Raw genomic sequence first — 10,677 nt, forward strand, 5'->3', positions numbered from 1 at the left:
TCCGATGCCCGCCTTCACCACGCGCCCCGAGATCACAGGCACCTTCGGGGTCGCGACCTCGACCCACTGGCTGGCCTCGTCCACCGGCTTCGGGGTGCTGGAAAAGGGCGGCAACGCCTTCGACGCGGCGGTCGCCATGGGCTTCGTGCTGCAGGTGGTCGAGCCGCACCTCAACGGCCCGGGCGGCGAGTTTCCCGCCATCGTCCATTCCGCCGAGGAGGACCGCGTGAAGGTCCTCTGCGCCCAGGGCACCGCGCCCGCCGGCGCCACCATCGAGCATTACCGCGCCGAGGGGCTGTCACAGGTGCCCGGCTCGGGGCTGCTCGCCACGGTGATCCCCGGCGCCTTCGACGGCTGGATGCTGATGCTGCGCGACCACGGCACGATGTCGCTGCGCGAGGTGCTCGAGCCCGCGATCCACTACGCCCGCTACGGCCACCCCCTGCTGGCCCGCGTGTCCGACACCATCGACGGGCTGACCGACCTCTTCATGACCGAATGGCCCACCTCGGCCGAGACCTGGATGCACGGCGGCGGCGCCCCGGCGGCGGGCTGCCTCTTCCGCAACACCGCGCTGGCCAACACATGGGACCGCATCCTCGCCGAGGCCGAGGCCCGCACCGGCCGCGAGGCGCAGATCGAGGGCGCGCGCGACGCCTTCTACCGCGGCTTCGTGGCCGAGCGCATCGGCGCCTACCTCGAGACCGCCCGCGTCATGGACGGCACCGGGGAACGCCGCAAGGGCGTGCTCACCGCGCAGGACATGGCCGATTGGCACGCCACCTGGGAAGAGCCCGTCACCTCGGACTGGGGCGACTGGACGCTGTGCAAGACCGGCCCCTGGGGCCAGGGCCCCGTGCTGCTGCAGGCGCTGCAGATCCTGAAGCACACCGACATCGCCGCCATGCCGCTGCAGGGCGCCGACTTCGTGCACACCGTGATCGAGGCGATCAAGCTCGCCTTCGCCGACCGCGAGGCCTATTACGGCGACCCGGATTTCTCGGACATCCCCCTGCACGACCTGCTCAGCGATGCCTACGGCGCCGAGCGCGCCGCGCTGATCGGCGCGCAGGCCTCGCGCGACCAGCGGCCCGGCCGCGTCCCGGGGCTGGAACACCTCGCCGAGGCCGCCATCGCCCGCGCGGCCCAGGCCCCTTCGGCCCCGGTGGGCGCCGATGCGGGCGAGCCCACCATGGCGCATTTCGCCAACCGGCGCGGCGATACCGTGCATCTCGACGTGATCGACCGCTGGGGCAACATGGTCTCGGCCACGCCCTCCGGCGGCTGGCTGCAATCCTCGCCGGTGATCCCCGGCCTCGGCTTTCCGCTGAATTCCCGCGCGCAGATGTTCTGGCTCGACGAGGGGCTGCCCACCAGCCTCGCCCCCGGACGCCGGCCGCGCACCACGCTCACGCCCTCGCTCGCGCTCAAGGACGGCCGCCCGCATCTCGCCTTCGGTACGCCGGGCGGCGACCAGCAGGACCAGTGGCAGCTGATCTTCTTCCTCCGCCTCGCCCTCGGCGACGCGAACATGCAGGAGATCATCGACGCGCCGCTCTTCCACTCGCAGCACTTCACCGCTTCGTTCGCCCCACGGCAGGCCCAGCCGGGCCGCATGATGATCGAACCGGGCGCGGGGGCCGAGGTCATCGACGACTTGCGCGCCCGCGGGCACGAAGTCGAGGTCTCCGAGCCCTGGAGCATCGGCCGCCTCACCGCCGCCCGCCGCGACGCGCGCGGCGTGCTGCACGCCGCGGCCACGCCCCGGCTGATGCAGGCCTACGCCGTCGGCCGCTGAGGCAGGGCGGCCGGGAAAACCGGGCGGCCGAAGCCGCCCGGAACCTTGTCCGGATCAGACCGCCGGAAGCTGGTCGATGTACTTGTCCATCGTCATCGGGTAGCTGCGCACCCGCACGCCGGTGGCGTTGTAGACGGCATTGGCCACCGCCGCGGCCACGCCGCAGAGCCCCAGCTCGCCCACGCCCTTGGCCTTGAGCGGCGTCGAGACCGGGTCCAGCGTGTCGAGGAATGTCACCTCCTGCGCGGGGATGTCCATGTGCACCGGCACCTCGTACCCCGCGAGGTCATGCGCCGGGAAATAGCCCCGGGCGGTGTCGATGGCCATGTCCTCCATCATCGCGGCGCCGACGCCCATCACCATGCCGCCGATGACCTGGCTGCGCGCGGTGATCGGGTTGAGGATGCGCCCCGCGTCGCAGGCCGCCAGCATCCGGCGCAGGCGGATCTCGCCGGTGCCAACATGCACGCCCAGCTCGACGAAATGGGCCGCGAAGGTCGAGACGACATGCTCTCCGTCGCGGAAATCGCCGAACTCCATGCTGTCCTCGGCCACCAGCTCTCCGTCCTCCGCCAGCGAGGCGAGCGTCACCTGCTTTTCGCCGGTGTTCACCGCGCCGTCCGCAAGGGTGATCGCCTCGGGATCGTTCACGCCGAGCCGCCCGGCGATCTGCTCGCGCAGCGCGAGGCAGGCCGCGTAGGCCCCGGCGGTGGAGCTCGCCGCGCCCCACTGGCCGCCCGAGCCCGCCGACACCGGGTAGGCACTGTCGCCCAGCCGGACCTCGACCTCGTCGATGCCGACGCCCATGGTCTCGGCTACGGTCTGCGCGAGGATCGTGTAGGAGCCGGTGCCGATGTCGGTCATGTCGGTCTCGACCACGAGCCGGCCGCCCTCCTGCAGGCGCACCCGCGCGCCCGACTGCATCGCCGGGCCGTCGCGATAGGCCCCCGCGACACCGTAGCCGATCAGCCACTCGCCGTCGCGCGTCGCGCCGGGTGCGGTGTTGCGCGCGTCCCAACCGAAGGCCTCGGCGCCCTGCCGCAGGCACTCGACGAAGTGCCGGTCGGAATACGCCCGCTCCGGGTCCTCGGGATCGACCTGGGTGTCGTTGACGGCCCGGAACTCGACCGGGTCCATGCCCAGCTTCTCCGCCATCTCGTCCATCGCGATCTCGAGCGCCATCAGCCCCGCGGCCTCGCCCGGCGCGCGCATGGCGTTGGCCTCGGGCAGGTGCATCTCGGCCAGGTGGTTCACGATCAGCCGGTTCTCGCCCGCGTAGAAGCGCCGGGTCTGGGCGACCGCGTTCTCGCCGCTGCCGCCCGGCAGCGTGTGCGAGATCGCCTCGTGCGCGATGGCGGTGATCCTGCCATCGGACTGCGCGCCGATGCGGATGCGCTGGATCGTCGAGGCGCGGTGCGTGGTGTTGTTCATGATCATCGGGCGCGGCAGCATGACCTTGACCGGCCGTCCCACCTTGCGCGCCCCCAGCGCGGCCAGCACCGCGTCGGCCCGCAGGAACAGCTTGGCGCCGAAACCGCCGCCGATGTAGGGGCTGTCGAGGCGCACGTCCTCGGGCGCCATCTCCAGCGTCGTCGCCAGCGCCTGCCGGCTCCACTCGACCATCTGGTTCGAGGTCCAGACCGTCAGCTTGCCGTCCTGCCAGTCGGCGATGGTCGCATGCGGCTCCATCATCGCGTGGCTGTGGCTGGGCGTGCGGTACTCCGCGTCCAGCGTGACCTCGGCTGCGTCATAGGCACTCTCGAAGTCGCCCACGCGGCTCACCGGGTCCGAGCGGTCCTCGCGCATCTCCTGCCACGCGGACTCGAGATCGTAGCTCCCCTCGGTCTGATCGTAGTCGACCTCGACCAGCGCCGCGGCGGCCCGGGCCTGCTCGAAGCTCTCGGCCACGACCACGGCAACCGCCTGGTGGTAGTGCCAGATCTCCGCGCCCCCGAAGAGCGGCGCCGCGTTCATGCCCGAGGGCATGGGCATCTCGCCCACGTCCAGCGTGGTGACGATGTCGAGCACGCCGGGCGCCTGCCGCGCCACCTCGGTGCGCATGCCGGTGATGCGGCCCCGCGCGATGGTCGAGACGACCGGGTAGCCGACGACCTGCCCCTCGGCCACGTCGTGACGCTCGTAGGCATAGGGCGCCTGCCCCGTGACCTTGAGCGGACCGTCGACGCGCTGCGCCGGCATGCCGACCACGCGCGACTCGTCGAAGAGGTTGTCCCCGGCGGGTTGATTGAACTGCATGGTCTCACTCCTCTGCCAGCATGGCCGCGAGCGTTCGCGTCGCCAGCGTGATCTTGAAGGCGTTCTCCTCGGTCGGCCGTGCCCCCTCGAGCAGCCGCGCCATCACGGCCTCGGCCCCCTTCGGAAGCTCGGCATCCGCCTCGGCCGAGCGCCAGGGCCTCGGCGCGACGCCGCCAAGCGCCACGCGGCCCGTGCCGTCCGGCTGGCGGATCAGCGCCACCGAGACCAGCGCGAAGGCATAGGAGGCCCTGTCGCGCACCTTGTGGTATGTCTGGACCCCGCCCACGGGCGCGGGCAGCGTCACGGCGGTGATGATCTCGCCCGGCATGAGCGCCGTCTCCTGCTCCGGGGTCTCGCCCGGCAGCAGGTGGAACTCCTCCAGCGGAATGCTGCGCGTCATGCCGTTCGGCGTCACGGTCTCGACCACCGCGTCCAGCGCACGCATGCCGACCGCCATGTCCGAGGGATGCGTCGCGATGCAGGCATCGGAGGTGCCGATCACGCCCAGCTGGCGCGAGAAGGCCCCTTCCGACAGCGCCGCGCAGCCCGACCCCGGCGCGCGCTTGTTGCAGGGCTGGGCGGTGTCGTAGAAATACGGGCACCGCGTCCGCTGCAGCAGGTTGCCGCCGGTCGTCGCCTTGTTGCGCAGCTGCCCCGAGGCACCCGCCACCAGCGCCCGCGTCAGCACGGGATAATCGCGGCGGATGCGCTCGTCGGCCGCGAGGTCGGTGTTGCGCACCAGCGCGCCGATGCGCAGCCCGCCCTCATCGGTCTCGGTGATCTCGTCGAGGCCCAGCCCGTTCACGTCGATCAGGTGCACCGGCGTCTCGATCTCGAGCTTCATCAGGTCCAGCAGGTTCGTCCCGCCGGCGATGAACTTCGCGCCCTCGACCTCGGCGGCCCGCGCCGCGGCCCCGGCCGGATCGGCCGCGCGTTCGTAGGAAAACTGTCTCATGCCTGATCCTCCGCGACCTGGGTGATGGCGGCGAGAATGTTGGAATAGGCCCCGCAGCGGCAGATGTTGCCGGACATGCGCTCGCGGATCTCGTCGTCGGTGGCCTCGATGCGCGCGGTCAGATCGCCGGTCACGTGGCTGGGCACGCCCGCCGCGATCTCGTCCAGCACGGCGCGGGCCGAGCAGATCTGCCCCGGCGTGCAGTAGCCGCACTGGAAGCCGTCGTGCTCGACGAAGGCCGCCTGCATCGGGTCCAGCGCCTCGGGCGTGCCGAGGCCCTCGATGGTCTCGACCTCGTCGCCCTCGTGCATGACGGCCAGCGACAGGCACGAGTTGATGCGCTGCCCGTTCACCGAGCAGGTGCAGGCGCCGCACTGGCCGTGGTCGCAGCCCTTCTTGGTGCCGGTCAGCTCAAGGTGCTCGCGCAGCGCGTCGAGCAGCGTGGTGCGGTTGTCGACCGTCAGCTCCTGCTCGGTGCCGTTCACGGTCAGCGTCACGGTCGTGCTGTCGGGGCCGACCGCGGCGGCCGGGCTGCCGCCCTCGCCGCCGGATTGCGCCGAGGCCCGGCCCGCGGCGATGGCGCCAAGCGCCACGGCGCCGCTGGTGGCCATCAGCGTGCGACGGCGGATTTCGAACGGAATGGGGGGTGGGGACATGATCAATTCCTGTCGGTCTGGCCGTCCGCCTCCGGACAGCTGGTTCGGTCTTGACGGTGGAAAGGCAGGTAGCCGGGGCCGGGCCCCGGACTATGCCCTCAAATCGCAAGGGCTCATGGTGTGAACGCATGAATGCCGGCCCCGCTCCAGCGGGTGCCCCAACGTCAACCAAACGCCGGACCCCGGCGCCCGTGGCAAGGGCCCCTGCCCCGCCAGGCGATCAGCCGGTCGAACGATCCGCCCGGACGGGCCCCGTCCTCAGCTTCCTGCAGCCGGCTGCGCGCCCTCGCCCCGCCCGCGCAGGGTGATCCGCGTCAGCTCCGAGGGCACGCCAAGGCGCAGCGCGAAGCCGGGCCAGAGCGCGGTGCCGTTGCTCACGTAGAGATGCATGTCGCCCACCGCGTAGAGCCCCGAGATGAAGCCCTCGTTGTAGCGCGCGATCAGCGAGGCCAGCCCCATCACCATGCCGCCGTGCGTGTGCCCGGAGAGGTGCAGGTCGACGCCGCGCGCCGCCATGACCCGCGCCTGCCTCGGCTGGTGATTGAGCAGCACCACCGGCGCATCCCCCGGCGCCCCCTCGAGCGCCCCGTCAATGTCGGGCACCGGCAGTCCGAAGCGCCCGGCCGCGAGATCGGTCAGCCCCGCGATCACCAGCGCCCCGCCCTCGCGCTCGATCCGCGCATGGTCGTTGGCCAGCGGCCGCATCCCCAGCTCCTGGTAGATGCCCCACCAGTCCTCGTAGCCGAAATAATACTCGTGGTTCCCCGGGCTCACGTAGACGCCGTCCCGCGCCGCAAGCCCCGCCAGCGGGGCCACGTCCGCGCGCCGGGCATCGGGATAGCCGTCGATCAGGTCGCCGCTGATGAGGATGAGGTCCGCGTCCAGCGCGTTCACCCGCGCCACCAGCGCCTCGGCGAAGGGCCGGTGGAACAGCCGGCTGAGGTGCAGGTCGGTCAGGTGGATCAGCGAATACCCCTCGAAGCCCGCCGGCAGGTTCTCGATCTCGAAGGACAGGTCCTTCTGCGCGGGCAACCGCACCGCGTTCATCACGCCCAGGCCCGCGACCGCGACACCCAGCACGACCGCCGCCGCGCTCCAGCCCGACGCCAGCGGCCGCCACTGCCACAGCTGCAGCGAGCGGACCAGCATCGCGAGGTCCAGCAGCAGGTGCAGCGCCGCGGTTATCAGGATGGCCCCGAAGCCCAGGTTCACCGCGATCACCACGGCGCGCGGCAGTTCGAGCGAGAACATGTTGCCATAGGCATAGCGCGTCAGCAGGTGGTTCTCGGCCAGCATCAGGATCGCGGCGCCCAGCAGCAGCTTTCCCCAGAGCGGAATGCCCAGCGGACCCACGACCCGCAGGGCCACGTAGGTCCCGATGACCCCCATGACGGTGGCAAACATGGTATTTTCTCCTGCTCGTTGGTCCCGCCCGGCAGGACATGGCGCGCAGCATCCCGGCAATCGTCGCGGCCGCAAGCCCGAAACGACACGGAGCGGCCCCCGGCGCGCCCGGGGGCGCGTCACCGCCGCATCTTTGTCCTCGGGCCCCCGCCCGGGGCGGCGGGGCCTCAGTCCTCGGCGTGAAGCTTCAGGAAGGGCCCCACCTCGGCCAGCACGCGCTCGGGGCATTCCTCGGCCANCCCCCATGACGGTGGCAAACATGGTATTTTCTCCTGCTCGTTGGTCCCGCCCGGCAGGACATGGCGCGCAGCATCCCGGCAATCGTCGCGGCCGCAAGCCCGAAACGACACGGAGCGGCCCCCGGCGCGCCCGGGGGCGCGTCACCGCCGCATCTTTGTCCTCGGGCCCCCGCCCGGGGCGGCGGGGCCTCAGTCCTCGGCGTGAAGCTTCAGGAAGGGCCCCACCTCGGCCAGCACGCGCTCGGGGCATTCCTCGGCCAGGTAGTGCCCGCCGGGGATCGCCTGGCCCTCGACCGTCGTGGCGCGCTCGCGCCAGAGCGCGAGGCAGTCGAAATGCGCCTCGATGGCCCCGTCGGCGCCCCAGAGCACCAGCAGCGGCGTCCCGATCCGCCCGGTCTCGGCGTCGTCATGCGCGATGTCGATGGTGGCCGCCGCGCGGTAGTCCTCGCAGCTCGCGTGGATCGCCTCGGGGGTGGCGAAGGCCGAGAGGTACTCCTCCAGCGCCTCGCGGCAGAAGGGCGCCAGCCCCGCAGGGGGCGTGTCGCATTTCCACAACCAGAAACGGTCGGGGTCCTGCGCGATCATCTCCTCCGGAAAGGGCGCGGGCAGCGTCAGCCAGTACCAGTGCCAGTAGGCATGCGCGAAGGGCGTGCGCGCCTCGCGGTACATCTCGCGCGTGGGCGCGATGTCGAGGATCGCCAGCGCCCGCACCCGCGCAGGATGGTCCGCCGCCAGCCTGTGCGCCACCCGCGCGCCTCGGTCATGCGACAGCACCGCGAAGCGCTCGTGCCCCAGCGCCTGCATCACCTCGACCATGTCGCCCGCCATGGCGCGCTTGGAATAGGCCGCGTGATCGCCCCCGCCCGCGGGCTTGTGCGAGGCGCCGTAGCCGCGCAGGTCGGCGCAGATCACGCGAAAGTCGCGCGCCAGCTCCGGCGCCACCGCGTGCCACATGGCCGAGGTCTGCGGGTAGCCGTGCAGCAGCAGCAGCGGCGGCCCCGCGCCCATGATCCGGCAGAAGATCTCGCCGCCGCCCGAAAGCGGCACCCGGCGTTCCTCGGCGCCCTCGAAGAAACGCCCGGCCGGCCGCGCCCCGGCCAGCGCCGCGGCCCTGTCGCGCACTGTCATTGGCTGCTCTCCTCCTCGCCTCGGGCCGCATGATGCAGGCCCGTCCGGCCCGGGGCAATGCCCCCCTGCCCTGCCCTACCCGCCGTCGAACGGGTCCAGCAGGCGCACGCCGGTCGGCCGGAAATCGCTGCCGTTGCCGGTGACCACCGTGGCATCCCGCGCCAGCCCCTGCGCCGCGATCATGAGATCCGCCCCCGCGTGCCCGATCCGCGCCGAGAGCTCGCCCCAGATGCGCGCGTCCTCCGAGGTGAAGGGCAACAGCCGGTCGGCGAAAACGGTCGTCGTCCGCTCCATCCAGAGCCGCAGGTCGCGCGCGAATTCGGCGTTGCGCGGCTCCTGTAAACGGATACCTCTCTCGATCTCGCCCACCGTCACCACGCTGAGATATAGCTCCGCCTCGGCCTGCTGCGCGAGCCAGGCCGCCACCTGCGGCGCGCGGTCGGCCCGGCGCACGGCCGAGATCACGTTGGTGTCGAGGATGTAGATCAAAACGTGATGTCGCGCGGGGCCGCCTGCGCACGGGGCACCTCGTCGCCCGGGAAGGCCATGAGGTGATCGGCAAAGCTGCCCCGGTCGCTGCGCGCGGCCTCGACCAGCCTGCGGTATTCTTCGGCCGAGATCACCACCACCGCCGGCTTGCCCCGGCGCGAGACCTCCTGCGGGCGCCCGGCAAGCGCCGCCTCGACCACCGCGCTGAAGCGGTTCTTGGCATCCTGAAGGGTGAGCATGGCGGGCCTCCTGTCCAGCTACCTGTCTAGCTAAGCGCAGTGAGCCGGAAAATCAAGCCCGCCCTGCCCCGTCAGTCGCGCGGGGCGTCCAGCAGCCGCTCCAGCTCGGCCATCGCCGCCTCGACCAGCTCGCGGCTGGCCTTCTTGCCGCCGATCCGGATGTACCAGCCCTGGGAATCCTCGCCCGCCCGCAGCGAATAGCCCGACGAGAGCCGCTTCTCGGCCCCCTGCCCCGCGCTCTTGCGCGGCCGCCCGCCGCGGCGGGGCTCCGCCGGCCGCTCCAGCGTGGCGAGCGCCGCCTCCAGGATCTGCGCCTCCTCCGCCGGGGTCTCGGGCACCCGCTCGGCCAGGGCATCGCGCAACCGCGACTCGCCCCCGTTGCGCAGCGCGGCGGCGATCCTCAGCCCCTCCTTCTCCTTGATGAGATCGGGAAAGGTCAGCATATCGCCCAGCTCCTCGAAGATCAGCGCGAAGCTGCGGATCTTCGACCGCTTGCCCTTGGAGGCCATCGGGAAGAGCGCGTTGACCGCTTCCTCGGAATTGACGAAGGCCCCCTGCTGCGCCGCGATCACCGCGATGCGCCCGCGCTCGAAATGCGACAGCACGGCGCGGATCTCGTTCTCCTCGATCATCGCGGCAAAGGTCCCGCCCATGGCGTCGGGATCGCGGATCACCGCCTTGATCGTCGCGTAGCTCTCGTCCTTGGTCAGCGCGTGCAGGTCGCGCACGGCCTTCAGGCGCCGGTAGCCCGAGAGCAGCCCGAAGCGGAAGCCGCGCGGGTCCTCGGGCGTCTCGAAGATCTCCACCGGCAGGCGCAGCCCGCCCTTGGCGATCGAGGCCTTCAGCTCCTCCATCTCCTCGGCGTCCAGCACCACCCGGTCGCGCACCAGCGCGTCGGCGTCGATCTCGTCGATCGGCACCTCCAGCATGACCAGCCCGCGCCCCTCGGCGTCGCGCATGCGCTGCGCGTCGCGGCTGTCGCGGGCCGCCTCGGCGCGCTGCTCCGCCGGGCGCGGATCGAAGGCCCCGGCGCTGTCCGCCGCCACCTGCGCGATGGGCGCGGCCAGCCGCGCGCCCCCGCCCCCGGACCCGCTTTCGCGGCGAAACTCGTCCTCGATCCGGCTCAGGTCCTCGGCGCTCGGCGCCTCCAGCTTGCGTCGCTTGGCCATCTCACACCTCCTCGCGGTCTGCACCCGCCATCCGGGCATCGCGCCACCACGTGCCCAGGATCACCTCCTTTACCTCCGCCCAGGTCCGGTCGAAGGTCTCGCGCCCGCGCACGTAGGTGTCGCGGTTGAAGTCGCGGTAATCGATCTCGTAGATCCCGCTCACCTGTTCGCCGGCCTGCCCGACCAGCGCGGTCATCTCCTGCCGGTAGGTCGTCATGAAGTCCCCGAAGTAGGCCTGGATCACGTTGGCCAGGTCCGTCTGCTGGCCCGCGTCGAAGCGCGTCACCAGCGCGCGCACCGCGTCCCATTCGAAGCGCATCTCCGGCAGCCCGTCCGAGCGCCGC

Annotated in this window: 9 protein-coding genes and 1 pseudogene; 1 reads left to right on the top strand and 9 read right to left on the bottom strand. The window is 71.7% G+C overall.

Annotated elements, in window-relative coordinates:
- Positions 1 to 4 precede the first annotated feature (4 nt).
- Positions 5 to 1,798 carry a gamma-glutamyltransferase family protein gene (locus SALMUC_RS26965; RefSeq protein ID WP_020043027.1) on the top strand — a complete coding sequence of 598 codons (1,794 nt, stop codon included), beginning with the start codon at positions 5 to 7 and terminating at the stop codon, positions 1,796 to 1,798.
- 54 nt (positions 1,799 to 1,852) lie between these two features.
- Here SALMUC_RS26965 and paoC read toward each other — a convergent pair whose 3' ends face one another.
- The 9 genes and pseudogenes from paoC to SALMUC_RS27010 form a co-directional block, all read right to left on the bottom strand.
- On the bottom strand, positions 1,853 to 4,054 hold the full coding sequence (gene paoC, locus SALMUC_RS26970; RefSeq protein ID WP_020043028.1) for an aldehyde oxidoreductase molybdenum-binding subunit PaoC: 2,202 nt from the start codon (positions 4,052 to 4,054) through the stop codon (positions 1,853 to 1,855).
- A 4-nt stretch (positions 4,055 to 4,058) separates the two neighbouring features.
- Positions 4,059 to 5,009 carry an FAD binding domain-containing protein gene (locus tag SALMUC_RS26975; protein WP_020043029.1) on the bottom strand — a complete coding sequence of 317 codons (951 nt, stop codon included), beginning with the start codon at positions 5,007 to 5,009 and terminating at the stop codon, positions 4,059 to 4,061.
- Positions 5,006 to 5,665, bottom strand: coding sequence for an aldehyde dehydrogenase iron-sulfur subunit PaoA (paoA, locus tag SALMUC_RS26980; RefSeq protein WP_020043030.1), 660 nt, complete (start codon positions 5,663 to 5,665; stop codon positions 5,006 to 5,008). Before paoA ends, SALMUC_RS26975 begins: the two co-directional genes overlap by 4 nt.
- A gap of 258 nt (positions 5,666 to 5,923) precedes the next feature.
- The gene (locus SALMUC_RS26985) at positions 5,924 to 7,069 is read right to left on the bottom strand and encodes a metallophosphoesterase (protein WP_020043031.1); all 1,146 of its coding nucleotides are present in this window, start codon (positions 7,067 to 7,069) and stop codon (positions 5,924 to 5,926) included.
- A 428-nt stretch (positions 7,070 to 7,497) separates the two neighbouring features.
- Positions 7,498 to 8,436: an alpha/beta fold hydrolase gene (locus SALMUC_RS26990; RefSeq protein WP_020043032.1), complete on the bottom strand. Its 939-nt coding sequence runs from the start codon at positions 8,434 to 8,436 to the stop codon at positions 7,498 to 7,500.
- 75 nt (positions 8,437 to 8,511) lie between these two features.
- On the bottom strand, positions 8,512 to 8,925 hold the full coding sequence (locus SALMUC_RS26995; RefSeq protein ID WP_020043033.1) for a type II toxin-antitoxin system VapC family toxin: 414 nt from the start codon (positions 8,923 to 8,925) through the stop codon (positions 8,512 to 8,514).
- The gene (locus SALMUC_RS27000; protein ID WP_020043034.1) at positions 8,922 to 9,164 is read right to left on the bottom strand and encodes a type II toxin-antitoxin system Phd/YefM family antitoxin; all 243 of its coding nucleotides are present in this window, start codon (positions 9,162 to 9,164) and stop codon (positions 8,922 to 8,924) included. The genes SALMUC_RS26995 and SALMUC_RS27000 overlap by 4 nt, the downstream gene beginning before the upstream one ends.
- Before the next feature lie 71 nt (positions 9,165 to 9,235).
- Complete coding sequence (locus tag SALMUC_RS27005; protein WP_020043035.1) at positions 9,236 to 10,333, bottom strand: ParB/RepB/Spo0J family partition protein; 1,098 nt, start codon at positions 10,331 to 10,333, stop codon at positions 9,236 to 9,238.
- A gap of 1 nt (position 10,334) precedes the next feature.
- Positions 10,335 to 10,677: pseudogene (locus tag SALMUC_RS27010) on the bottom strand (AAA family ATPase); the annotation flags it as partial.

This window comes from Salipiger mucosus DSM 16094 (assembly GCF_000442255.1).
Lineage (GTDB): Bacteria > Pseudomonadota > Alphaproteobacteria > Rhodobacterales > Rhodobacteraceae > Salipiger > Salipiger mucosus.

Coding starts and splice junctions, on each gene's coding strand:
- SALMUC_RS26965 (WP_020043027.1), top strand. CDS start 5: ATGCCCGCCTTCACCACGCGCCCCGAGATCACAGGCACCTTCGGGGTC.
- paoC (WP_020043028.1), bottom strand. CDS start 4,054: ATGCAGTTCAATCAACCCGCCGGGGACAACCTCTTCGACGAGTCGCGC.
- SALMUC_RS26975 (WP_020043029.1), bottom strand. CDS start 5,009: ATGAGACAGTTTTCCTACGAACGCGCGGCCGATCCGGCCGGGGCCGCG.
- paoA (WP_020043030.1), bottom strand. CDS start 5,665: ATGTCCCCACCCCCCATTCCGTTCGAAATCCGCCGTCGCACGCTGATG.
- SALMUC_RS26985 (WP_020043031.1), bottom strand. CDS start 7,069: ATGTTTGCCACCGTCATGGGGGTCATCGGGACCTACGTGGCCCTGCGG.
- SALMUC_RS26990 (WP_020043032.1), bottom strand. CDS start 8,436: ATGACAGTGCGCGACAGGGCCGCGGCGCTGGCCGGGGCGCGGCCGGCC.
- SALMUC_RS27000 (WP_020043034.1), bottom strand. CDS start 9,164: ATGCTCACCCTTCAGGATGCCAAGAACCGCTTCAGCGCGGTGGTCGAG.
- SALMUC_RS27005 (WP_020043035.1), bottom strand. CDS start 10,333: ATGGCCAAGCGACGCAAGCTGGAGGCGCCGAGCGCCGAGGACCTGAGC.